General features: G+C 67.7%; 25 protein-coding genes and 1 tRNA gene. 12 read left to right on the plus strand and 14 right to left on the minus strand.

All coding sequences use genetic code 11. The features are described 5' to 3' along the window. The first annotated feature begins 2 nt into the window (after positions 1-2). The gene (locus tag E4341_RS05390) at positions 3-1001 is read left to right on the plus strand and encodes a cysteine synthase A (protein WP_165115735.1); all 999 of its coding nucleotides are present in this window, start codon (positions 3-5) and stop codon (positions 999-1001) included. Between the two features lie 10 nt (positions 1002-1011). Here E4341_RS05390 and E4341_RS05395 read toward each other — a convergent pair whose 3' ends face one another. The 7 genes from E4341_RS05395 to flgF all read right to left on the minus strand — a co-directional run bounded on the left by E4341_RS05395 (position 1012) and on the right by flgF (position 6829). Beyond that, complete coding sequence (locus E4341_RS05395) at positions 1012-2799, minus strand: DUF885 family protein (protein WP_165115737.1); 1788 nt, start codon at positions 2797-2799, stop codon at positions 1012-1014. Positions 2800-2848: 49 nt separating this feature from the next. Next, positions 2849-3349, minus strand: a complete 501-nt coding sequence (locus E4341_RS05400; RefSeq protein ID WP_165115739.1) for a hypothetical protein — start codon at positions 3347-3349, stop codon at positions 2849-2851. A gap of 11 nt (positions 3350-3360) precedes the next feature. Next, on the minus strand, positions 3361-3789 hold the full coding sequence (locus tag E4341_RS05405) for a hypothetical protein (protein ID WP_165115741.1): 429 nt from the start codon (positions 3787-3789) through the stop codon (positions 3361-3363). A 142-nt stretch (positions 3790-3931) separates the two neighbouring features. Next, positions 3932-4654, minus strand: a complete 723-nt coding sequence (gene flgH / locus E4341_RS05410; RefSeq protein ID WP_165115743.1) for a flagellar basal body L-ring protein FlgH — start codon at positions 4652-4654, stop codon at positions 3932-3934. A gap of 12 nt (positions 4655-4666) precedes the next feature. Next, positions 4667-5275, minus strand: a complete 609-nt coding sequence (locus tag E4341_RS05415) for a flagella basal body P-ring formation protein FlgA (protein WP_370458467.1) — start codon at positions 5273-5275, stop codon at positions 4667-4669. A 10-nt stretch (positions 5276-5285) separates the two neighbouring features. Then, on the minus strand, positions 5286-6074 hold the full coding sequence (gene flgG, locus E4341_RS05420) for a flagellar basal-body rod protein FlgG (protein ID WP_055754135.1): 789 nt from the start codon (positions 6072-6074) through the stop codon (positions 5286-5288). 14 nt (positions 6075-6088) lie between these two features. Next, positions 6089-6829, minus strand: coding sequence for a flagellar basal-body rod protein FlgF (flgF, locus tag E4341_RS05425; protein ID WP_165115747.1), 741 nt, complete (start codon positions 6827-6829; stop codon positions 6089-6091). 180 nt (positions 6830-7009) lie between these two features. Here flgF and E4341_RS05430 point away from each other — a divergent pair, with 180 nt between their 5' ends. The 8 genes from E4341_RS05430 to E4341_RS05465 all read left to right on the plus strand — a co-directional run bounded on the left by E4341_RS05430 (position 7010) and on the right by E4341_RS05465 (position 12434). Then, the gene (locus E4341_RS05430; protein ID WP_165115749.1) at positions 7010-7681 is read left to right on the plus strand and encodes a flagellar basal body-associated FliL family protein; all 672 of its coding nucleotides are present in this window, start codon (positions 7010-7012) and stop codon (positions 7679-7681) included. A 2-nt stretch (positions 7682-7683) separates the two neighbouring features. Next, complete coding sequence (fliM, locus tag E4341_RS05435; RefSeq protein WP_165115751.1) at positions 7684-8727, plus strand: flagellar motor switch protein FliM; 1044 nt, start codon at positions 7684-7686, stop codon at positions 8725-8727. Then, entirely contained in the window at positions 8727-9308 is a 582-nt protein-coding gene (locus E4341_RS05440; RefSeq protein ID WP_165115753.1) for a DUF6468 domain-containing protein, read from the plus strand. The genes fliM and E4341_RS05440 overlap by 1 nt, the downstream gene beginning before the upstream one ends. A 17-nt stretch (positions 9309-9325) precedes the next feature. After that, positions 9326-10249, plus strand: coding sequence for a MotE family protein (locus E4341_RS05445; protein WP_165115755.1), 924 nt, complete (start codon positions 9326-9328; stop codon positions 10247-10249). Between the two features lie 86 nt (positions 10250-10335). Beyond that, positions 10336-10476, plus strand: coding sequence for a hypothetical protein (locus tag E4341_RS05450; protein ID WP_165113656.1), 141 nt, complete (start codon positions 10336-10338; stop codon positions 10474-10476). 84 nt (positions 10477-10560) lie between these two features. Then, on the plus strand, positions 10561-10800 hold the full coding sequence (locus tag E4341_RS05455; protein WP_045810378.1) for a DUF3297 family protein: 240 nt from the start codon (positions 10561-10563) through the stop codon (positions 10798-10800). Positions 10801-10843: 43 nt separating this feature from the next. After that, on the plus strand, positions 10844-12289 hold the full coding sequence (locus tag E4341_RS05460; RefSeq protein WP_165115757.1) for a M20/M25/M40 family metallo-hydrolase: 1446 nt from the start codon (positions 10844-10846) through the stop codon (positions 12287-12289). Between the two features lie 58 nt (positions 12290-12347). After that, a tRNA-Leu gene (locus E4341_RS05465) sits at positions 12348-12434 on the plus strand. A gap of 17 nt (positions 12435-12451) precedes the next feature. Here E4341_RS05465 and E4341_RS05470 read toward each other — a convergent pair. Further along, positions 12452-13861 carry an SLC13 family permease gene (locus E4341_RS05470; protein WP_165118585.1) on the minus strand — a complete coding sequence of 470 codons (1410 nt, stop codon included), beginning with the start codon at positions 13859-13861 and terminating at the stop codon, positions 12452-12454. Positions 13862-13950: 89 nt separating this feature from the next. Here E4341_RS05470 and E4341_RS05475 point away from each other — a divergent pair, with 89 nt between their 5' ends. Next, on the plus strand, positions 13951-14769 hold the full coding sequence (locus tag E4341_RS05475) for a hypothetical protein (protein WP_165115759.1): 819 nt from the start codon (positions 13951-13953) through the stop codon (positions 14767-14769). A 2-nt stretch (positions 14770-14771) separates the two neighbouring features. Here E4341_RS05475 and E4341_RS05480 read toward each other — a convergent pair whose 3' ends face one another. Genes E4341_RS05480 through E4341_RS05505 form a run of 6 tightly spaced genes read right to left on the minus strand, consistent with a single transcriptional unit; the run spans position 14772 to position 19623 of the window. After that, positions 14772-15401: an isoprenylcysteine carboxylmethyltransferase family protein gene (locus E4341_RS05480; protein WP_165115761.1), complete on the minus strand. Its 630-nt coding sequence runs from the start codon at positions 15399-15401 to the stop codon at positions 14772-14774. 11 nt (positions 15402-15412) lie between these two features. Then, positions 15413-16060, minus strand: a complete 648-nt coding sequence (locus tag E4341_RS05485; protein WP_165115763.1) for a lipopolysaccharide assembly protein LapB — start codon at positions 16058-16060, stop codon at positions 15413-15415. A gap of 27 nt (positions 16061-16087) precedes the next feature. Continuing rightward, positions 16088-16840, minus strand: a complete 753-nt coding sequence (locus E4341_RS05490) for an SDR family NAD(P)-dependent oxidoreductase (protein ID WP_165115765.1) — start codon at positions 16838-16840, stop codon at positions 16088-16090. Further along, the gene (locus E4341_RS05495) at positions 16830-17507 is read right to left on the minus strand and encodes a TenA family transcriptional regulator (protein WP_165115767.1); all 678 of its coding nucleotides are present in this window, start codon (positions 17505-17507) and stop codon (positions 16830-16832) included. The genes E4341_RS05490 and E4341_RS05495 overlap by 11 nt, the downstream gene beginning before the upstream one ends. Positions 17508-17515: 8 nt before the next feature. Next, the gene (locus tag E4341_RS05500) at positions 17516-18940 is read right to left on the minus strand and encodes an AMP-binding protein (protein ID WP_165115769.1); all 1425 of its coding nucleotides are present in this window, start codon (positions 18938-18940) and stop codon (positions 17516-17518) included. After that, complete coding sequence (locus E4341_RS05505) at positions 18937-19623, minus strand: thermostable hemolysin (RefSeq protein WP_165115771.1); 687 nt, start codon at positions 19621-19623, stop codon at positions 18937-18939. The genes E4341_RS05500 and E4341_RS05505 overlap by 4 nt, the downstream gene beginning before the upstream one ends. Before the next feature lie 121 nt (positions 19624-19744). Here E4341_RS05505 and E4341_RS05510 point away from each other — a divergent pair, with 121 nt between their 5' ends. Next, positions 19745-20308, plus strand: coding sequence for a sigma-70 family RNA polymerase sigma factor (locus E4341_RS05510; protein ID WP_240893623.1), 564 nt, complete (start codon positions 19745-19747; stop codon positions 20306-20308). 85 nt (positions 20309-20393) lie between these two features. Further along, positions 20394-21365, plus strand: a complete 972-nt coding sequence (locus E4341_RS05515) for a FecR domain-containing protein (RefSeq protein ID WP_165115775.1) — start codon at positions 20394-20396, stop codon at positions 21363-21365. The last annotated feature ends 2 nt before the right edge of the window (positions 21366-21367 follow it).

Consider the following 21367-nt stretch of genomic DNA (forward strand, 5'->3'; position numbering starts at 1 on the left):
CCTTGTCCGCTACGTCATCCGTCATCGACCTGATCGGCAATACGCCGCTGGTGCGCCTGAACCGCCTGTCCGACGCGACGGGCTGCGAAATCCTGGGCAAGGCCGAGTTTCTGAATCCCGGCGGCTCGATCAAGGATCGCGCGGCCCTGTCGATCGTGCAGGGCGCGCGGGCGTCCGGCGCGCTGAAACCCGGCGGGACGATCGTCGAGGGCACGGCCGGCAACACCGGCATCGGCCTGGCCTTGGTCGGGGCCGCCTTGGGGCATCCGGTCGTCATCGTCATTCCCCGCACCCAGTCGGAAGAGAAGAAATCCGCCATCCGTTCGCTGGGCGCGCGCCTGGTCGAGGTGGACGCCGCGCCCTTTTCCAGCCCGAACCACTTCGTCCACTATTCCGGGCGTCTGGCCGCCGAGCTGAACGACAGCGAAGAGGCCGGCGCCATCTGGGCCAATCAGTTCGACAACACCGCCAACCGCGAGGCCCACTACAACACGACCGGCCCCGAAATCTGGACGCAGACCAACGGTCAGGTCGACGCCTTCGTCTCGGCCGTCGGCTCGGGCGGAACCATCGCCGGCGTCGGCGCCTATCTGCGCGAGCAGAAGCCGGATGTGACCATCGCCCTGGCCGATCCAGCGGGCGCGGCCATGTTCAACTGGTTCACCAAGGGCGAGATGACGGGCGAGGGATCGTCGATCACCGAGGGGATCGGCGTGGCCCGCATCACCGGCAATTTGGAAGGCTTCAAACCCGACTACGCCTATCGGATCGAGGACGCGGAGTTTCTGCCGATCCTGTTCGACCTCGTGAAGCACGAAGGTCTGTCGCTGGGCGGATCGGCGGGGGTGAACATCGCCGGCGCGGTGCGGCTGGCGCGCGAGCTTGGGCCCGGCAAGACCATCGTGACCTGCCTGTGCGATCCCGGCTCGCGCTATGCGTCCAAGCTGTTCAACCCGGAATTCCTGCGGTCAAAGGGTTTGCCGGAGCCGGACTGGGCGTAAGCCGCACAGTCTATTTCGCCTTCTGCTCCGCGATCCAGGCGTCCATCCGCTGGTCCAACAGCGCCAGCGGCAGCGGGCCCTCGACCAGCAGGGCGTCGTGGAAGGTGCGGATGTTGAACTTCGGCCCCAGCTCTCGCTCGGCCCGCGCCCGGATCTCGCGCAGGCGAATTTCCCCGATCTTGTAGGCCGTGGCCTGGCCGGGCCAGCCGATGTAGCGCTGAAGTTCGGTCTCGATGTTGTGGGGCGCAAGGGCCGAGTTGTCGCGGAAACAGGCGCGGGCCTGTTCCTCGGTCCAGCCCATCCAGTGCAGGCCGGTGTCCGCGACCAGTCGGCAGGCGCGCCACATCTCATAGGACAGGCGGCCGAACCGCTCGTAAGGCGTGCGGTAGAAGCCCATCTCCTCGCCTAGATATTCGGCATATAGGCCCCAGCCCTCGGTATAGGCGCTGACATTGGCCTGACGGCGGAAATAGGGTTGGCCGGGCGCCTCCTGCTGCAAGGCGATCTGGAGGTGATGGCCCGGAACGGCCTCATGCAGGGTCAGGGCGGGCAACTCGTACAGCGGACGCTGATCCAGCTTGGACGTGTTGACGATGTAATGAGCCGAAACGCCGTTCTGCATCGAACCGCCGTTGTAGCGGCCTGTGGTGTAGTTTTCCTCAATCTGCGGCGGCACGGGCTGCACGTCGTAGGTCAGGCGGGGCAGGGTGGCGAACAGGGGCGGCAAACCGCCATCCGCGCGCTTGGCCATCTCCGACGCCTGCTGCAACAGGGCCTCGCGGCTGGTCGCATAGAACTGAGGATCGGTGCGCAGGAAGTTCAGGAAGCCGGCGAAGTCGCCGGTCCAGCCCGACGCCTTCATCTCCACATCCATGCGGGCGCGGATGCGCGCGACCTCGTCCAAGCCGATCTGGTGGATCTGGTCCGGCGTCAGGTCGGTCGTCGTGTGGCCGCGCACCAGATAGGCGTAGAGTTCCTTGCCGCCGGGCCGATCGCCGATACCCGGCTGGACCGACGCCTTGGGCAAATAATCCCTTTCAAGGAAGGCCAGCCAGGCCTGGCGAGCGGGAACGATCGTTCCCGAAACCGCCGCCGTCGCCTCCGCAGTCAGGCGATCCTTATCAGCCTGAGACACGGTGGATGGCAGGGTGGCCAAGGGCTTCAGCAGCGGCTCGGCGTCCGGCTTGATCGCCACATCGTTTCGCGCCAGCGTCAGGGCGCTTTCGGTTACCGATCGGGCCTGGACCAGACCGGTGTCCAGGCCGCGCCGGGCGTTGGCGGTCGTCTGGGCGTAGATTTGGCCGAAGCCCCGGATACGCTTGATATAGGCCTCCGACTCCGCGACCGAGTTCAGGCGCGTGCTGCCGCCGACGTAGAGCGCCCAGGTTCCGGGGCCGCCTTCGGAGTCGAACGCCAAGCGGCTGGTGTCGTAGTCCAACCCTTCCAGGCTGCGGTTAAGCGTATAGAGCAGGAAGGCGTGGTTGATGCCGCCGGCGTGGGAAAGACTTGCCGGGTTGATGGCCGTCAGCCGCCGCACGAACCCTTCCCGCGGTGCGCGCTGGGCCAGTTCAAACTCACGCGACAGGTCAGGCACGCGGCCCATCGCCTCGACATCGCCCTCTCCGCCGGCCGAAATCGGATCGACCGACTTCAGATAGGTCTCGTAGTCGGCGATGACGGCGTTCAGCGCGGCGTCTGCCGGGGCGGTTGCGACGGCAGCGGGCGGCGTCTGCGCGGCGGCCGCAATCGGCGAACCAGCCGCAAGCATGGCTGCGATAGCCAGATAAGAAATCTTCATGACGCCCCTCCTGTCAGGAGGGGCACGCAAGCCGAGCAGAGCCGATGCGTCAACCGCAGACGGTGAAGAACCGCTCGATTTGCACCTTTGCGGCGGGATGGGCGGCATAGACGTGACGTTCGTCATCAGCCCAGGCGGCGATCCAGCCCAGACGGCGGAAGCGCTGGAAGACCGGATCCTTGGTCTTGGCCTGCGCCGTCAGCAGTTCGCCGTCATGCACGACGGCCGGCTCAGATGCGGAGCGATAGCGCTCGGTGTCGCCGCCTGATTCGAGATAGATTTCGCGGCCCGGCTTGTCGCTGGAGGCTGTCAATTCCAGCGCGCTCGACCCCACTTGGCAGACGAGCCGAAGTTTGACTTCGTCGCTGTTGGCGACCCCGTAAGCCAGCATGGCCTCCTGACCATCGGTATTCAGGAACCAGTCGTAACCGGGCGTGGCCGCAGGCGCCGATGCGGTCGCCGCAGATCCGGCGGCGGGCATCGGGGCCTGGGTCGCGCAAGCGGCGAGCGCCGACACGGCGATCAAGGCTGATATCAATCGAAGACGCATGCCTGAGGTCCTCAGCCGGCGCAGCGGTCGGCGAAACGACGCAGCTTGGCCATGTGCGGACGTTCCACGGTGATTGTGTTGGCGTCGTCGCCGACGGCGATCGTCATCCGGCCGTTCGACACGAAGGCGGAAAAGGCGGGGTGATCGACGGGGATCGCCGTCTCCAGCTTGCCGCCGCGCCCGACGCGGGCCTCGCTGGTGGCCGTCGACCCGCCCGAGGTGATGCGAGCAAAGCCGGCGGATGCATCCCCGCCATAGACCGCAACCGAGACCGCGCCCGAACCCGGCAGGCATTGCAGCGTGGCGCGCAGGGTGGCGGTGTCGGGGATGTCGTTGGCCAGCACCATCGGCCCCTCGCCCTCGTACAGGCTCCAGGTCCAGCCTGCGGCGGGCGCAGTCTGTATCGCGACCGCCATCAGGGCGGAGAGTATCAGCATCATGTGTCAGCCCCCGCCGACGACGCGCAGCGCCGCGTCGCCTTAAATGTCGTCAGACGCGGCTGTGACCGCAAGAGATCGGACGACCGCATTTCCTTTGAACGCGGTTATCCGTCCGCAGTTCAACCCGCAGGGTCAGCTCGCTTCAGAACGGGCTGAAGCGTTCCGCCAGCGCCTGACCCACGGGCGGGGCCTGGACGCGGCTGACGTCGCCGCGACCGCCGTAGGAGATGCGCGCCTCGGCGATCTGGGTGTGGTTGATGGCGTTGGCCGATGAGATGTCTTCTGGGCGGACGATTCCGGCGACGGTCAATTCGCGGACCTCGCGGTTGGTGCGCACTTCCTGCCGACCCTGGATCACCAGATTGCCGTTGGCCAGGACGTCGGTGACGACGGCGGCGATGGTCAGCGACACCTTCTCGGCGCGGGTGACCGAACCATTGCCCGACGACTTCAGATCGCCTTCCATGCCGACCATCTTCGACGGATCGAAGCCACCGGGGAAGGCGCGACCCAGGCTGCTTTCCAGGCCGAACAGATTGCTGACGCCGGCATTGATCTCGTTGGAGCGCGAGCGCTGGGTCGAGTTCTGGGTCTGAGCGCGATCGTCGATGTCGATCTTGACCGTCAGGATGTCCCCGATATGGCGCGCGCGCTGGTCGCCGAAGAAGGTGCGGGCGCCCGTGCGCCACAGGCTGTTGGCGCTGGCCGGCGCGGTCTCGCGCGCAGGCAAATAGGCTTGCTGCGCCGGGATCAGGGCGGCGGGATAGCCGATGGGTGCCAGTTCCGGACCGCGCACCGTTTCGGCGACGGTCGAGCAGGCGGCGAGCGGGGCGAGGGCGGCGAGGATCAGAACGGTTTTACGCATGACTTGGATTCCCTAGCGGGCGGCGAACTGTTGGGGATTGGCGCGGGCCATGTCGGCGCCGGGGCCGGCGATGGCCTGGCCGGGACCGGAGGCGACCGCGTCGATGACGCGGTTGGAGGTGGTGTTCATGATGGCCACTGGTTCGCCCAGACCGGCGCTGCGCATGGCCTTGCCCATGACGGCCAGGTTCACGCCGCCGACCTGATAGGTGACGCGCACCATATCGTTGCGGGCGATGACCTGCGGCGCGGCGCCGGGACGATAGGCGGCGCGGGCGATAGGTTGGGGAGCCTGGACGGCGTCCGTCGGCGCGGCCTCGGCCACGGTCTGAACGGGTCCGGCCGAACGGCGCACGGCGACGCGGCGCAGGCCGTTGGGATTGCTCCAGTCAAGGCCCGCCTGACGCGCCTGGCCCTGAAGTTGACCGGCGTCCAGCACGACCGAGGGACCGACGCGTTCGGCGACGGCGACATTGGCTGCGGCGCCCGCGCCCTCGAAGATGTCGCCCAGGGTGACGCGACCGTCATAGTCCACGGGATTGGCGCGCAGCACGACCGGGTTGGCGATGGCGGCGCCCGCGAAGGCGCTGACGGCGGCGGCGAGCAGCAGGGAACGGATCATGGTCATAGCGTTAGCCCTTCACTTGCGAGGCGACGGACAGCATCTGGTCGGCGGTGCTGATGACCTTGGAGTTCATTTCATAGGCGCGCTGCGCCACGATCAGGGCGCTGATCTCTGCTACCGCGTCCACGTTTGACGCCTCGGTGTAGGACTGCATGATCTGGCCGTAGCCCGCGTCGCCGGGCGTCCCGACGATCGCCGGCCCGGACGCGGCGGTTTCCAGCAGCAGGTTGTCGCCGATAGCTTCCAGACCCGCCTCGTTGAAGAAGCTGGCCAGTTCGATCTGCCCGACCGTGGTCGGGGCGGGCTGTCCGGCCTGGGTCACCTGAACCAGACCGGTCTTGGAGATCGATACCTTGGTCGCGTCCTGCGGGATGGTGATCGCCGGCTCAAGCAGATAGCCGTCGTCGGTCACCATCTGGCCTTCTGGATTGACCTGCAGATTGCCGGCGCGGGTGTAGGCCTTTTCGCCAGAAGGCAGGCTGATCTGGAAATAGCCCTTGCCGTCGATGGCCATGTCGTACGGGTTGCCCGTCGCCTGGGGCGTGCCCTGTTCGGTGATCCGATAGACGGCCCCGGCCTTGACGCCTGCGCCGATCTGGATGCCCGTTGGAACCACGGTGCCGGAGGCCGAGGATTGGGCCCCCATGCGTTCTACGTTCTGGTACAGCAGGTCCTGAAACTCGGCGCGCTGCTTCTTGAAGCCCACCGTGTTCATGTTGGCGATGTTGTTGGAGATGACCTCCACGTTCAGCTGCTGGGCGGCCATGCCCGAGGCTGCGGTTCTCAGAGCGCGCATGTTCCGGCTCTCCTTTAAGCGGCCTTGCCGAGGCGCTCGACGGCGCGACGGCTCAGGTCTGTGGTGTTCTCGATCAGCTTGGAAATGCTCTCGTAGGCGCGGCTGATCTCGACGAGATTGGTGATTTCGATCAACGGATTGACGTTGGAGGACTCCAGCGAGCCCTGATGAACCTGGGCGTCGGCGGCCTCGATCGGCTGGGCGTTGGACTTATTGCGGTAGAGGCTGTCGCCGCCCTTTTCGAGCACGCCCAGCGTATCGAAACGCACGACCGACAGCCGGCCAGTGACCTGTCCGTTCTGGGTGATGGTGCCGTCGGCGCCGACGCTGGGCGCGCCGAGCGCGGGGTCCAGCACGATCTCCGCGCCGCCGCCAAGGACGGCCTGACCCTGTTTGGTGGTCAAACGCCCCTCCGGGTCTAGGGTGAAGGCGCCGTCGCGGGTGTAGGCCTCGCCGTTGGCGCCGTCACGCACGGTGAAGAAGGCGCCTTCGCCGGAGATGGCGAAGTCCAGCGAGCGGCCCGTCTGCTGCATCGAGCCTTGGCCAAAGTCGCGGCCCACGCCATTGTCCAGCACGAAGCTGGCGGACGGGCGGATCGAGTCGTTGCGCGCCCGCTGGCCGATCTCGGCGCTCAGCATCAGCTGCTCGACCTTGAAGCCGGTGGTGTTGGCGTTGGCGACGTTGTTGGCCACGATGTCCAGTTCGCGACGCAGCGTCATCTGGCGTGACAATCCGATATAGGCGGCGTTTTCCACGAGAGGCGTGCTCCTTCGCCTCAGCCTCTCGCAACGGCCGTGCCAACAGGGTTAATTCAGGCGCAATGCGGGTTTGAGCAGGATCATGCCGCTTCCGACCCGGCAAATCCTGCCCATTGTAAACGTCGCGTTAACCAAACCGGACGATCCTCGCGATGAGAGAGTCTCCGGGGCGCGCGCATGTTCAAGTTCGGCAAGAAGAAGGGTGCGCCTGCGGCCGACGCCGACGCCAACCTGCCGGCCGTGACCGAAGGCGAGGCCGCCGATGGTGACGCAGCCGCGCCCAAGAAGAAGAAAATCCCGCTGCTGTTCATCATTGCGCCGGTCGCCTTGCTGGTGCTGGGCGGCGGGGGAGCGGCGGCCTTCTTCATGCTGAAGCCCAAGCCCGCCGAAGCGCACGGCGCCGAGGCTGAAGCCGGCCACGGAGAAGAGAAGGCCGACAAGAAGGCCGAGGGCAAGGAAGAGAAGCAGGAAGGCGGCGGTCACGGCGGCGGCAAGGAAGGCGAGGCCGATCCTGCGCTGGGCGTCATCGCCGCGGGGCCGGATGGCGTCACCTTCTACACCCTGCCCGACATGGTCATGAACATCCAGTCGCCCGACGGCCGTCCGACCTTCCTGAAGCTGAAGCTGACCCTGGAGATGCAGGACGCCGAGGTGGCGACCCATCTGCAGGAAGAGATGCCGCGTCTGCAGGACATGTTCACCGGCTTCGTGCGCGAACTGCGCCCCGAGGACCTCAGCGGCTCGGCCGGCACCTATCAGCTGCGCGCCGAGATCCTGCGCCGCGTCAATCTAATCGCCGCTCCGGGCAAGGTCGACGCCGTGCTGATCGAAGAAATGCTGGTGCAATAGGCATGACGGACGCGGCGCAACTCGATCCGTTCGGCGGTCTGGGCGATCCCGGCGACGCCCTGTCCGAACGCGTCCTGAACCAGGATGAGATCGACAGCCTGCTGGGCTTCGACCTGGGCGAAGACGACGGTTCAGAACGCTCGGGCATCCGGGCCATTATCAACTCCGCGCTCGTCAGCTACGAGCGTCTGCCGATGCTGGAGATCGTGTTCGACCGCCTGGTGCGGTTGATGACGACCAGCCTTCGCAACTTCACCTCCGACAACGTCGAAGTCAGCCTGGACAATATTTCGTCGATCCGGTTCGGCGACTATCTGAACTCGATCCCGCTGCCGGCCATCCTGGCGGTGTTTCGTGCCGAGGAGCTGGACAACTACGGGCTGCTGACGGTCGATTCTAACCTGATCTATTCGATCGTCGACGTGCTGCTGGGCGGTCGTCGCGGCACGGCGGCGCTGCGCATCGAAGGCCGGCCCTACACCACCATCGAGCGCGTGCTGGTGCAGCGGATGGTCGAGGTCGTGCTGAACGACGCGCGCCAGGCGTTCGAGCCGCTGACCCCGGTCCACTTCAACTTGGACCGGCTGGAGACCAACCCGCGCTTCGCCGCCATCGCGCGTCCCGCCAACGCCGCCATCCTGATCAAACTGCGGATCGACATGGAGGATCGCGGTGGTCGCATCGAACTGCTGCTGCCCTATGCGACACTGGAGCCGATCCGCAAGATGCTGCTGCAGCAGTTCATGGGCGAGAAGTTCGGCCGCGACAACATCTGGGAAGGCCACTTGGCCACCGAGATTTGGACGACCGAAACCGAAGTCCGCGCGGTCCTGGACGAACAGCAAATGCCTCTGTCCAGCGTGCTGAACCTCAAGGTCGGCGACACGATGATGCTGAACGCCACGCCGGATTCCGAGGTTTCGATCCGCGCCGGCTCCATTCCGCTGACCACCGGCCGCATGGGTCGCAAGGGCCAGCACATCGCCATACGCGTCGAAGGGCCGGTCAATCCGGAAGTCGCCGCCCGCCTGGGAGTGAACGTCTGATGGCCGGAATGATCATGGACGGCGTGCTGATGGTGCTGCTGATCGCGGCGGTCGGCTACGGCATCAAGCTGGAACGCAAGCTGGCCGCCCTGCGCGCCGGCCAGCTGGCCTTCGCCCAGGCCGTGACCGAACTGAACGCCGCGGCGGGCCGCGCCGAAAACGCCTTGGCCACTCTTCGGGCCTCGGGTCAGGAAACGGATCTGCTGCACGACCGGATCATCAAGGCGCGTGAGGTCAAGGCCCAGCTGGAGACCCTGATCGCCCGCGCGCCGGCAGTGGCGCCGGCGCGGATCGTCGAGGACGAACCCGTCCGTCGCGCGCCCCCGGCCGCCCTGGCCACGGCGCCGGCCGCGACCGAAGACGAGGAGCGGGCCGAGCGTATGGCGGCACTGGCGCAACGCATCCAGGGACTGGCCGGTCCCTCTTCGAACCGTCGCAATGAAGCGGCTGCGCCCGCCGGGCGCGACAATGTCGCCGCCATCGTTCAGGCCCTGACCGCCGGACGCTCCGCTAACCATTCCGCCAAACAAAGCCTCAACGCCGCGCGTCGTAATCTCGACGACGACCTGTTCGCCGCCTGAGTTCGGAACCCCATTTCATGGCCCGCCTTCCCCGCATCCTGCCCCTGATCGCCATCGCCATCGGCGGGGTCGTCGCCGTGCGCGCCGTCGGCGTCGCGCCTGGCCTTTTCGACGGGGCCAAGGCCTGGGCCGAAGAGGCGGTTCCCGCTGCGGCCGGCGCGCCGCCCAAGCCAGCTTTGCCCGGCACCTGTTCCGCCTTGTCTCCCGAACAACTGGCCCAGCAGGCCGGGATTTCGCCGGCCGAGCTGAAGATCATCCAGTCGTTGTCGCAGCGCCGAGCGGCGCTGGACGCACGTGATCAAGACTTCGCAACCACCCTGCCGCTGATGGTCGCCGCCGAGCAGAAGCTGGACGCCAAGGTCAAGGCGCTGGAAGCCTTGAAGGCCGAGATGAAGCAGATGCTCGGCCAAGTCGACGAGCGCGAGAAGGCCGAGATCGATCGTCTGGTTCAGGTCTATTCCGCCATGCGTCCCAAGGAGGCCGCCCCGGTCATGGCCGCGCTGGAGGACCGGGTGCGCCTGCCGGTCGCCGCCGCCATGCGTCCGCGCACCCTGGCCGCCATCATGGCCCAGATGAGCGCGCCGCAAGCCAAGGAGCTGACCGAAAAGCTCGCCGCCCGGTTCCAGGCCCAGCAGATGGCCGCTCGCGCCGCCGCCGCCGAAGCCACGCCCCCTCCGGCCGCTACGCCCGCCGCCGCTGCTGCGCCTGCCGTGACAACCCCGCCCGCGACACCGACGGCTCAGCCCGCCGCCGCCCCAACGACCCGTCCGACGCCGCGCCCGGCCGCCAACCGGCCCGCTGCGCGACCGGCGGCTCGCCCGGCCGCGACTCCGGCGCGCCGTCCCGCCGCCACGCCTGCGGCCGCTCCCGCTGCGACCGGCCCGCAGGCCTATCAGCCGTCAGCCGCCCCCAACGCCCAGCCCCGGCAAACTGTGCAGTAACCTTAAGTGTAATCTCGACGCTGACGTTTCGTCTCGACAGCGAGCGCTGTCCGACCAATGATCTTCGAACGCCCCGTCAGAGAGCGATGACATCGAGGATCCGCGCCATGATCGGCGAACTGCTTTACGTGGCGCACCGCATGCGCCGGGCCATCATACTCGCCGTTCCGGCGGTCGGAACCGTGATGATGGCCGTTGTCGCCCAGCACTATCCCCTGCTGCCGTAGGTCTTTGAACCCGGTTTCGGATTGGCAGGGCGCGCCAGCGCGTCTATCACCGCGCCTTCCCGAGATCTGAGCCCGACCAACGCCATGTCCGACACGCCCCCCGATCGCCTTTCGGTCGACCCGTCCAGCCCGCATCACGACGCCGAGGTCCTGCAACGCGGCGTCGGCATTCGCTTCAAGGGCGAAGAGAAGACCAATGTCGAGGAATATTGCGTGTCCGAAGGCTGGGTGCGTCTGGCGCTCGGCAACCGCGTGGATCGCAAGGGCAAGGCCCTGACCGTGAAACTGCAGGGTCCGGTCGAACCCTATTTCCAGAATGACTGAACCTACCTAGGGTCCGGCTCTCATCTGAGTCCGGAGCCTGCTTATGTCCATCCGTCTGCTGACCGTCAGCGCCGTCGCCCTGGGTCTTGTCGCGTTTACACCCGCGGCCCATGCTCAGGATGCGGCGACGGTGCAGCAGGCGATCGTGGTGCGCGACGCCGCGATGCGCTCGAACATCGCCATGGACTATGTCACCCAACTGACGACGCGGTTCGGCGCGCGCCCGGCGGGTTCGCGCTCCGAGCAGCAGGCCGCTGCCTGGGCCGCTGACTATCTGCGCGCCAACGGCTTCCAGAACGTCCGCATCGAAGAGTTCCCGCTGGTCGGCTGGGAGCGGGGTGAAAGCTCGGCCGCCATCGTCGGCGACAACGCCCAGGCCCTGGTCGCCGCCGCCCTGGGCCACTCGCCGGCCACGCCGAGGGGCGGCGTCGAGGCGGAGATCGTGCGCTTCTCCACCTTCGAAGACCTGCAGGCCGCGCCCGAGGCCGCCGTCCGCGGCAAGATCGTCTATGTCGACTTGGGTCAGATGCACCCGATGCAAGACGGCTCGGGCTATGGTCCTCAGACCCGCGTGCGCGGCGCCGGCCCCGGCGTGGCGGCGGCCAAGGGCGCGGCGGCCTTCGTCATGCGTTCGGTGGGTTCGGACGAAGACCGGATGCCGCACACCGGCACCACCCGCTATGTCGACGGCAAGCCGACCATTCCCGCCTTCGCCCTGGCCGCGCCCGACGCCGATCAGGTCAGCCGCCTGGTCGCCCTGGGCCAGCCGGTGCGCATGCGCCTGACCTCGACCGCCCGCACCTATCAGACGCACAGCCAGAACGTCATCGGCGATCTGCCCGGCGCGACCCGGCCCGACGAGATCATCGTCCTGGGCTCCCACATGGATAGCTGGGACCTGGGCACCGGCGCCATCGACGACGGGGCAGGGGGCGCCATCACTATCGCCGCCGCCAAGGCCATCGCCGACAGCGGCCGCCGTCCGGCCCGCACCCTGCGCGTCATCTTCTACGGTTCGGAAGAAGTGGCCCAGCCGACCGCCCAGACCGGCAACGGCGGCGGCGTCTACGCCCGCGGCCAGGGCGCAGCGCTGGACAAGCACATCATCGCCGGCGAGAGCGATTTCGGCGCCGATCGCGTCTATGCCCTGCGCCTGCCCGCCGGCGCGCAAGGCTCAGACTTTCAGAAGGCCGCGACCCGCGTCCTCTATCCGATCGGCGTCCTGGCCTCCGATCGCGTCGAGACCGAAGGCGGCGTCGACGTCGGACCGATGGGCCCGCTGGGCGTGCCCTTTTTCGGCCTCGCTCAGGACGGAACCCGCTATTTCGACCTGCACCACACCGCCAACGACACGCTCGACAAGATCGACCCGGCGCAATTGAACCAGAACGTCGCCGCCTGGGCCGGCCTGCTGTGGCTGATCGCCGACTCCGACGTGGACTTCCGGGCGATGAAGCCCGCGACCACGCCGGCGACCCCAACACGCTGACGACTTGGAGACCCGGCCCGGTTCCGTCTATAGGAGCCAAACCGGGCCAGACCGGGCTGCGGGCGTGGCGAAACTGGTAGACGCAGCAGACTTAAAATCTGCCGGACGAAAGTCCTTGCCGGTTCAAGCCCGGCCGCCCGCACCACTACGACTGCCACTCGATCAGAACGGGAAGAAGATCGGGATGGCGACCATGGCGGCGATCCAGGTGATCAGGTTCAGAGGCAGGCCGACGCGGACGAAGTCCATGTAGCTGTAGCCGCCCATGTTGAAGACCAGCACATTAGTCTGATAGCCGAATGGGGTGGCAAAGGCGGCCGAAGCGGCCATCATGACGCACACCAGGAAGGGTCGGGGATCGACGCCAAGGCTTTCGGCCAGGGCCACGGCGATGGGGGTGATCAGCACCGCGACGGTGGCGTTGGACAGCAGTTCGGTGGCGAACAGCGTCACGCCGTAAAGTACGATTAAGGCGCCCAGCGGCCCCAGGGGCCGGATCACGCCGATCAGACGATCCGCGCCAGCGGACGCCAGACCTGTCACCTCGATCGCCGTGCCGACCACGACCATGCCGGCGATCAGCAACAGGATTTCAGGGCGCAGTCCGGCATAGGCCTCTTCGGGCGTAATGACGCGCAACAGGATCAAGCCGACGGCTCCGGCGAAGGCCGAGGCGGCGATCGGCGCCCACCCCAGCGCCGCCGACAAGATCACCAGGACAAACACGCCAAGCGAGATCGCAGCCGGCCTCAGCCGCAGCGGACGATCGGCGGCCCCATACAGTTCGACGTCGCCGAGATGCGCATCGCCCGATCCATCGACCTGGTTTCGTGATCCGCCCAGGCGCGGCAGGCCGAACGGCAGCAGGCGCTTGCGACGATTGATGGCCTCGGCCTCTGCGCGGCGACGCGCCTCTTCCATTTCCGCCAGGCGTGCGGTTTCCGCCTCATCCCTGGCGACCGATCGACCCAGCTGGCGCGCACCCACGAAATAGAGCCACAGGCCGCCGACGACCGCGATGGCCAGACCCACGGGGGTGATCTCGAACAGGCCGAAGACCGGCTGGCCGGCGTTGCGGGCCATGTCGTTGACCAGCAGATTGGTCGATGTCCCGATCAGCGTCAGCAGACCGCCCATGACCGTGACGTGGCTGAGCGGCATCAGAAAGCGTTTCGGCGACAGGCGCAAGGATTGGGCCACGTCGCGGATCACCGGCGCGGCCAAAACCACCACAGGGGTGTTGTTCAGAAAGCCGCCGACCGAACCGCACAGGCCGATGACGATCCAGATGCCTCGGGCGCCGATCCGGGCGGAAAGCTGCGTCGCCTGTCGGATCAACCAGCCCAAGAGGCCGGACAGTTCGATGGCGTAGGCGATGACGAACAGGCCGGCCAGCGCGATGACTGCGGGACTGGCGAAGGCGCCCTGCACCTCGACCGGCCGCACGACGCCCAGCAGCAGAAGCACGGCGGCGCCGGTCAAGGCGACGACATCGGCCCGCATCTTGCCATGGATCAGGATGCCCACGACGGCGACGAGCACGGCGAGGGCGGCGATCTGGTCGAAAGTCATGATGCTGTGCAGACCGTCCCCCATCGCTCGCGTCAACCTTTTTCGGGTCAGCGCATCCCCCTCAGCGGTTCGCGTGTTAGGGTAGTTCCATGCTCGATCCGATTGCGTCGCCTCGTCCCCAGTTCGTCGTGCTTGCAGTATCCCTGTTGGCGCTCGCCGGCTGCCAGCGTGAGCCGCAGCCTGCGCCTGGTCCGGCCAAAAAATCCGAAACGCCGCCGGTCGTGACGGTCGCGCCAGCGCCGGTCCTGGACCGCGCCGGCCTGCTTCAGGCCATGGACATCGCCGCCTCGGCCTTCGCCGCAGGGCGCGGGGTTGGGGGCGCGTCTCTGGCAGGGCGTCGCTTCGTCGTGCGCCAGGCCTTTGGGTGCGGTGAGCCCGACGACGCCGCCGAGGCTGCGGCCGATGGGCAGGCGATAGTCGCCTGGGCGAAGGATGGTCAGAGCCTGAAGTTCAGCCTGGCGCCGGCGGATTGGCTGCGGTCCGGCCTGATCGGAAACGACGACAGCAGCTTGGAGGCGGCCGAAGGCTTCTGGTTGGCCTGGCCGTGGCTACGCACCGAGGCCTGCCCGGCGATTGCGCCCGGCGCCTCGCCTTCAAGCCAGGCCTCGCCTCAAACTTCGGGGCTGGCCGCCGTATTCAAGCCCAACGGCGCGCGGACCGGCCGTCGAAACGGCCGTGCCTATGAGTTCACCCTGCGCGGCGAGGATGGCCAGCCGCCTGCGCCATCAGCACAGGGCTATCGTCTCGTGCTGGAAGGCCGGATGACCACCTTCGCCGACGGCCGCGCCATCCACTGTCGTACGGCAGCCCCTGATCAACGGCCGGTCTGCATCGGCGCGGCGCAATTCGATCGCGTCGCCTTCGAAGACGCCGACGGCCAGACGCTCAGCGAATGGCGCGACGGTTAGGGCTAGAACAGGCTGATCGGAAAGCCGATCAATCCTGATGACTGCAGGCGCTCAATGCCTTCCATGACGGGGATGGCGGCGAGGAAGACCAGGCCGTCGCGCAGGGTGCGGACGAAGAAGGCGGGACGGATGGTCAGTTCCTCGGCGTCGCGCCAGCGGGCGGGATTGGGCAGGAAGCGCGGCGTGCGGGCGCAGTAGGCGGCGTAGGGCGCGCCGAAATGTTCGGCCAGCCAGGCCTCTTCGCGACCGACCGTGCGCAGGAAGACCAGGAAGGTCGCCACGGCGAAGATCGCGCCGATCGTCACGCTGCCGGTCTGGGCGCCGACGCCGAAGGCGCCGATGAAGCTGAAGAGATAGAGCGGGTTGCGCGTGATGGAATAGGGGCCGCGATCGACGATCTCGGCCTTCTTGCGTCCGCCGATATAGAGCGAGCACCAGGCGCGGCCGACGATGGCGACGATGATGGCAGCCAGGCCGAGGGTCTCGACGCCCTCATGCCATTCGCCGTTGAACGCGGCGACCGAGCGGACGCTGGCGGTCAGGGCGATGAGGGCGAGCAGAGCAAGGCCGGCGAACCATTTGCGACGGCGTTGAACGACGTCGAGCGACAGGGCGGGGGAAACAGGGCTCATGATGGATCTGTTCAGTGATGCTGCTGGGCGCGGACGAGCAGGGCGCGGGCCTCGGCCTTGCGACCGCGGTCGGCGACGGCGCGACCGGGACGGACGGGGGCGTCGATAGCCTTTTGCAGATAGCGGGCGGCGCCGTTCCAGTCGTGTTCACGCACCAGCAGATCGCCCATGAAGAAGTTGGCGTCGACGTCGTTGGGCGCCATGGCCAGACCGCGCTGGAGGTAGCCGCGGGCGCGCTGGCGGTTGCCGAAACCGATCGGGGCGCCCGGCACCTGGGCGTAGAGCGAACCGAGGCTGACATAGACCGAGCCGTTCAGCGCGCGCGGGTTGATCCGCTCGGCCTGTTCCAGTTCGGAGCGCGCCTCACGCACGAGGCCCAGGGCGCCGATACCGCCCTTCAATCCCGCTTCCGAAGCGGTGATGATGGCGTCCCAGACCAGAGGTTCAGCGCGGTTGGGGCATTGGGCCACGACGGCGTCGGCCTGGGTGTTTAGCCGCGCCATTTCCGCCATTCGAACGCCTTGCGGGACCTCGAAATTCACATGGTCCCACGACTGCTGGAGACCGCGCGCGCGGTCGTCGCAGGCGTCGGCATGGGCGACGGAGGCGACCGTCAGGGGGGCGGCCATCAGGGCCAGGGCGAACAAGGCGGTCTTCATGGCGTGTCTCTCCTATTGTTCTGTGGTTCAGCCGGCGAACAGGGCGCGGGCCTTCAGGTCGTTGGACTTCAGGGCCCCGTCGATCAGGCCGGGCGCCAGGGCGTTGAGGCGGACGAACAGGCTTTCGGGGAAGCCAAGATAGACGTCGCGGCGATCTGAGCGGATGGCGGCGACGATGCGGTCGGCGATCGGGTCCGGATCGTCGATGGCCATGCCGGTGAGGCGCGCATATTCGTCGACCTTGGCGGAGTTGAACGGCGTGGCCACCGCGCGGGGCGCGACATAGGTGACGCCGACGCCCGTACCGGCCAGTTCGCGACGCAGCGATTGGCTGAGCGCTCGCATCCCGGCCTTGGCGCTGGAATAGCTGGCGAAGTGGGCGAAGTTTATTGAGCCGAAGATGGAGCCGACGTTGGCGATCTGGCCGTGTCTGCGCGCCTTCATGCCGGGCAGGACGGCCTGGGCCAGACGCGCCGGCGCGACCAGATTGACCATATAGGTCGCCAGCAGATGCTCGGGCGTCTGCTGTTCCAGCGGGCCGAAATGCTGGATGCCGGCGATATTGATCAGAATGTCCCAGGCGCGGACGCCGGCCTGTTCGGCGACGCTGTCGAGGCCCTGCGGGGTCGATAGATCGCCCACCAGGGTGTGATGGCCCGCCACCGGCGCGCGAGCGACGATCGTGACACGACCGCCCTCGCGCGCGATCCGCTCGACTACACGACGCCCCAAGGCGCCGGAGCCGCCGGTGACCAGGATGTTGCGATCCTCAAACTGCATCGACCGTCTCCCGCGCTGCGATGTGGGGGATGGAGGCGAAGACCCCGCCGAACAGGCCGAACATCACCTTGGCCATGTGGACGATGGCGGCGCGGTTGTCGGCGTCCGACACTCCGTCCAGCAGTTGCTTGAGGAACAGGATGTGATCCTGATCCAGAGCCCCGTGGGAAATCAGATAGGTGAAGGCGGCGGGCGGCAGGCCGAGGCTCTGTTGCACGGCCTCGGCGCCGACGCTGGCCAGCTGGATGCTGGTGCCTTCCAGCACATAGACCATGCCGAAGAAGGCCATCGGATTGATGCGCTGGACGGTGTCATAGGCATAGGCCACCATCAGTTCGGTCGCGACGTTCGGGCCGTGCTGCACGGTCTGATCGGGGTCGCCGCCGGCAGCGCGGATGTCGTTCAGGATCCACTGCTCATGGCCAGTTTCCTCGGCGATATAGTCGTCGAGCGCGGCCTTGAAGACGGCGTGGTCATCGTCCAGCCGCGCCCGGGCGGCCTGCATCAACGGCACGGTGTGGCGGACGTGGTGATAGGCTTGGGCCAGATAGGCGACGTAGGTGTCGCGACTGATGCGGCCGGCCAAGCCGTCCTTGATCTGGGGGATGGCGGCGAAGGAGGCCCGCTCGGTTGCGGTCGCGGCGACCAGGGTTTCAAAGAACGACATGCGAACTCTCAGGCGGCTTGCGAGGGGGAGGGGGCGTAGGTGCGCAGCAGGGTCTCGCGACGCGGACGACCGTTGGCCGTGACCTGACCGGCGGCGGGATCGAAGGGCGGGACCAGACGCCAGTCGCCGATGCGGGCGTAGTCGGGCAGGCGGGCGTTGGCGCGCGCGACGGCCGCTTCGACCTGGGCCAGTTCGGCGCCGGGCGTCGCCACGATCAGGGCCGACAACGCCGCCTGCGCCTCGCCCATCGCCATGGCCTGAAGGATGAGGGGCTCGGCCAGAAGCTCGCTCTCGACCCATTCAGGCGCGACGTTGCGGCCGAAGGCGGTGATCAGGGTGTTGGCCTTGCGACCTTCGATGCTGAGCCGTCCATCGGCGTCGAAGCGGCCGATGTCGCCTGTGTGCAGGCGCTCCGGCGCGGGCGCCTGGCCGACATAGCCGAGGAAGGGATGGGGTGAGACCAGGATTTCGCCGTCGTCGGCCAAATGGACCGCAAGGTGAGGCAGAGGCCGGCCGACCGTACCGGGGCGGGCGTCGTCCGGACTGTTGAGCGCCACGACCGAGGCGCATTCGCTGAGGCCATAGCCCTCGACCACGGGCAGGCCGGCCTTGGCGGCGGCCTCGAGCAGGGCCGGGGACACCCGGGCGCCGCCGACCGCGATCATCTCCAGCCGATGATCCAGCCGCCTTGCGCCTTGGGCGCCGATCAGGCCGCGCAGCAGTTCGGGAACCAGGATCAGGGTTGTGGCGCCGGTCTGGACAATGGTGGTCAGCAGGCGCGCAAAGTCGGGGCGGAAGGCCTGGCCCATCCCGGCCTCGGCCAGGCTGGCGGCGTGATAGCGGCCGCCGGCCAGAAGCGTCGCATAGAGGCCGGCGACATTCTCCAGCAGCACCGCCAAGGGCAGCACCGGCAGATGCAGCCCGGCGCGATCCCGGCCCAGGACCTGAACCAGAGAGGCGGCGACCGCCTCCATCTGATCCTGAGACAGGCAGACGCCTTTGGGCGCGCCGGTCGAGCCGGAGGTGTAGGTGATTTTGGCCGTGCCGGGATGCAGATCGCGCACCGCCAGCTCTGTCGGCGTCAACCGGATGGGCGCGCCGCCTTCCGCCAGCTCGCCCGGAGCGCCCGGCGTGATCAGCAGCCCCGCGCCGGCGTCGGCCAGGGCGTGATCGCGTTGAGCGGCCGTGAAAAAAGGCGGGATCGGCACGCTTGGCCGCTGGGCGAGGATCAGCGCCAGATCGACGACGACCCAGGCCGGCCCGTTGTCGAGCAGGACGCCGACCGGAGATCGATCATCGGCCAGGGCCGTCGCCAGCTGACCGACCTGCGCCAGCAGTTCGGCCGCCGTCAGCGAACCTTCGGCCCACTGGATCATCACATCATCGGGCGTGGCGCGGGCGCGACGCGACAGGGCGTCCAGAACGGCGCTCATGAGCGATCCTCGTAGTGCAGGCGGGTGCGGACGGCCCGTCCGACCGGCGCCGTTTCGGAGAAGTGATCCAGCGGCGCGGTCGCTGCGTCGATCGAGCCGGCCAGCACCACCGGATCGGTCTGATAATAGGCGCCCCAGCTGCCGCCGCCGTCGTCGAGGCGGCGCGGATCGGCGCGCGCAAGTTGAAGCGCGCCCAGACCGGCCTTGTGGAAGATGCGGCGCAGTTCGTCGGTCGCGGTGGCGACGGCGAACCTCAGACCTTCGGACTGCAGATGATGGGCCATGGCGGCGAACAGGAAGACGGTCGCGCCCTGTCCACTGGAGGCCAGGCTGCCGATCTCGACCACCTGCGTGCGGTCGATGACGGCGCCGATGGCCTGGCTCAGCACGGTCTCGACGGAGCCGTCCAGATACTGCTCGAGATACAGAGGCGCTTCGGCGGCGTGCCGGAAGCCGACAGCGGCGTAGATGACGCCAGCCTCGTCCTGAACGCTCATCAGGGTCGGGAAATGGGCCTGGATCTGGCCGCCATAGGCCTCGGCATAGGCCGCCTCGATGAACTGCTCCACGCGGCGGCGTTCGTCTCGGCACGGATCGTCGAACCGAACGATGCGCGACGACAGCGTGCGGCGCGCGCGCGGCCGAACCGGATCGGCGTCTTCGGGCAGGCGGAGTGGAAACATGCGGGCCTCGGGCCAGGGGACTTCGGGCCAGAGACGACGCGGTGCGGCGACCCCCACAAAAAAATTTTTCGCCGTCGCAATCGCGGTTGCGGCAGAGGGCGCAGCAACCCACGATGGGGTGGTGAACGCCTCTTCCGGTCCCCCTCAGCACGACCAGAGCCGACCGGCGCGGCAAGCCCTGGCGGACGCGTGGCTGGACAGCCGCCCGGCCCTGGTGCGCTTTCTGACGGCGCGCACGGGATCGTCGGCTGCGGCCGAAGATCTGGCGCAGGATGTCTGGGTGCGGCTGCAAGCCATGACCGAGGAGGCCGCCGCCGAGGTCCGCCATCCACAGGCCTTCCTCTATCGGATCGCCGCCAATCTGGCCCTGGATGCGTCCAAGGCGCAGCGTCGTGCGGGCGCGCGCGATCTGGAATGGCGGCGCGCTTCCGCTATCGATGATGCGGCCGAAGCCCAAGATGCGCCGTCGGCAGAGGACGCCGTGTGGGCCCGCTTGAAGCTGGAAAAGGTGGTCGCCGCGATTGATCGGATGCCGCCCAAGGCCGCAGAGGCCTTCCGTCTGCACAAGATGGCCGGGCTCAGCCAGGCCGAGGTGGCCGAGCGGATGGGCGTCTCGCGCAGCGCGGTCGAGAAATACGTTTCCGCCTCGCTGAAGGCACTGCTGCTGCGGGTCGGTTGGCCATGACGACCGGATTTCGCCATTTTTCATTGAGGATGCGGCGCGACCGCGTCGTCTCTCCTCCAAAGCCCGCTCGGGCCCGGACCGGATCATGACCCAGGATCACGTCATCAAGGACGAGGAGATCGCCGCCCAGGCCGCCGCCTGGGTCGTGCGTCTGCGCGCCGATGACGTGACGATCGTGGACATCGACGCGGCGACGGCCTGGCTCGATCAAGACCCGGCTCATCGGCGCGCCTTCGACGAGGCCGAGGGGCTGTGGGCAGCTTCAGACGACCTAGCCAACGTTCAGCCGGCGCCGGTCATCGACCTGTCGGCGCACCGCGAGCGGCGCAAAGGCCTGGGGCGGCGATGGATGGTGGCGGTCCCGGCGATGGCTGCGGCCCTCGCCGCGGCGATCTTCCTGGGTCCGATGCTGCAAACCGCGCCGACCGTGATCTACAGCACCGCGCCTGGCGAAACGCGGACGGTGACGCTGGACGACGGATCGCGGCTTCAGATCAACGGCGGTTCGACCCTGGCTGTGAAGATGGAGCGGCGACGGCGTCTGGTGCACATGGATCAGGCCGAAGCGACCTTCGACGTCGCGCATGACGCCGGCCGACCCTTCCTGATCGATGTCGGCGAAAGCCAGGTGCGCGTGGTCGGCACGGCCTTCAACATCCGCAGATCCTCCGATGACACCCAGGTGGCGGTGCTGCGGGGCGTGGTCGAGGTTAGCGACCTGAACCAGCCCGCGCGCCGTGTGCGTCTGACGGTCGGTCAGTCGGTCCAGCGCGACGACGCCGACGACCGGATGACCGTGGCCCCCGTCGATGTCCGCACCGCCGCCGCCTGGACCCAGGGGCGACGGGCCTATGACGATCGACCGCTGCGAGAGATCGCCGCCGACCTCAGCCGCGCCTTCGCCACGCCGGTGACCGTGGCGCCGAACGCGGCGAACCTGCGCTTCTCCGGCACGCTGGTGCTTGATGACGAAGCGGTGGTGATCGGCCGGCTGGAACGGTTCCTGCCGATCAAGGCCACTCGCGGGCCGCAAGGGGTTCGTCTAGAACGGCGCTGAAC

This window comes from Brevundimonas sp. 'scallop', assembly GCF_011045535.1.
GTDB lineage: Bacteria > Pseudomonadota > Alphaproteobacteria > Caulobacterales > Caulobacteraceae > Brevundimonas > Brevundimonas vesicularis.

What these genes read in the sequence shown, in the direction of transcription:
- E4341_RS05450 (WP_165113656.1), top strand. Translation starts at nt 10,336, where the DNA reads ATGACATCGAGGATCCGCGCCATGATCGGCGAACTGCTTTACGTGGCG.
- E4341_RS05470 (WP_165118585.1), bottom strand. Translation starts at nt 13,861, where the DNA reads ATGACTTTCGACCAGATCGCCGCCCTCGCCGTGCTCGTCGCCGTCGTG.
- E4341_RS05495 (WP_165115767.1), bottom strand. Translation starts at nt 17,507, where the DNA reads ATGTCGTTCTTTGAAACCCTGGTCGCCGCGACCGCAACCGAGCGGGCC.
- fliM (WP_165115751.1), top strand. Translation starts at nt 7,684, where the DNA reads ATGACGGACGCGGCGCAACTCGATCCGTTCGGCGGTCTGGGCGATCCC.
- flgG (WP_055754135.1), bottom strand. Translation starts at nt 6,074, where the DNA reads ATGCGCGCTCTGAGAACCGCAGCCTCGGGCATGGCCGCCCAGCAGCTG.
- E4341_RS05430 (WP_165115749.1), top strand. Translation starts at nt 7,010, where the DNA reads ATGTTCAAGTTCGGCAAGAAGAAGGGTGCGCCTGCGGCCGACGCCGAC.
- E4341_RS05500 (WP_165115769.1), bottom strand. Translation starts at nt 18,940, where the DNA reads ATGAGCGCCGTTCTGGACGCCCTGTCGCGTCGCGCCCGCGCCACGCCC.
- E4341_RS05440 (WP_165115753.1), top strand. Translation starts at nt 8,727, where the DNA reads ATGGCCGGAATGATCATGGACGGCGTGCTGATGGTGCTGCTGATCGCG.
- E4341_RS05480 (WP_165115761.1), bottom strand. Translation starts at nt 15,401, where the DNA reads ATGAGCCCTGTTTCCCCCGCCCTGTCGCTCGACGTCGTTCAACGCCGT.
- E4341_RS05515 (WP_165115775.1), top strand. Translation starts at nt 20,394, where the DNA reads ATGACCCAGGATCACGTCATCAAGGACGAGGAGATCGCCGCCCAGGCC.
- E4341_RS05505 (WP_165115771.1), bottom strand. Translation starts at nt 19,623, where the DNA reads ATGTTTCCACTCCGCCTGCCCGAAGACGCCGATCCGGTTCGGCCGCGC.
- E4341_RS05485 (WP_165115763.1), bottom strand. Translation starts at nt 16,060, where the DNA reads ATGAAGACCGCCTTGTTCGCCCTGGCCCTGATGGCCGCCCCCCTGACG.
- E4341_RS05445 (WP_165115755.1), top strand. Translation starts at nt 9,326, where the DNA reads ATGGCCCGCCTTCCCCGCATCCTGCCCCTGATCGCCATCGCCATCGGC.
- flgH (WP_165115743.1), bottom strand. Translation starts at nt 4,654, where the DNA reads ATGCGTAAAACCGTTCTGATCCTCGCCGCCCTCGCCCCGCTCGCCGCC.
- E4341_RS05475 (WP_165115759.1), top strand. Translation starts at nt 13,951, where the DNA reads ATGCTCGATCCGATTGCGTCGCCTCGTCCCCAGTTCGTCGTGCTTGCA.
- E4341_RS05400 (WP_165115739.1), bottom strand. Translation starts at nt 3,349, where the DNA reads ATGCGTCTTCGATTGATATCAGCCTTGATCGCCGTGTCGGCGCTCGCC.
- E4341_RS05490 (WP_165115765.1), bottom strand. Translation starts at nt 16,840, where the DNA reads ATGCAGTTTGAGGATCGCAACATCCTGGTCACCGGCGGCTCCGGCGCC.
- E4341_RS05455 (WP_045810378.1), top strand. Translation starts at nt 10,561, where the DNA reads ATGTCCGACACGCCCCCCGATCGCCTTTCGGTCGACCCGTCCAGCCCG.
- E4341_RS05415 (WP_370458467.1), bottom strand. Translation starts at nt 5,275, where the DNA reads ATGATCCGTTCCCTGCTGCTCGCCGCCGCCGTCAGCGCCTTCGCGGGC.
- E4341_RS05460 (WP_165115757.1), top strand. Translation starts at nt 10,844, where the DNA reads ATGTCCATCCGTCTGCTGACCGTCAGCGCCGTCGCCCTGGGTCTTGTC.
- E4341_RS05395 (WP_165115737.1), bottom strand. Translation starts at nt 2,799, where the DNA reads ATGAAGATTTCTTATCTGGCTATCGCAGCCATGCTTGCGGCTGGTTCG.
- E4341_RS05405 (WP_165115741.1), bottom strand. Translation starts at nt 3,789, where the DNA reads ATGATGCTGATACTCTCCGCCCTGATGGCGGTCGCGATACAGACTGCG.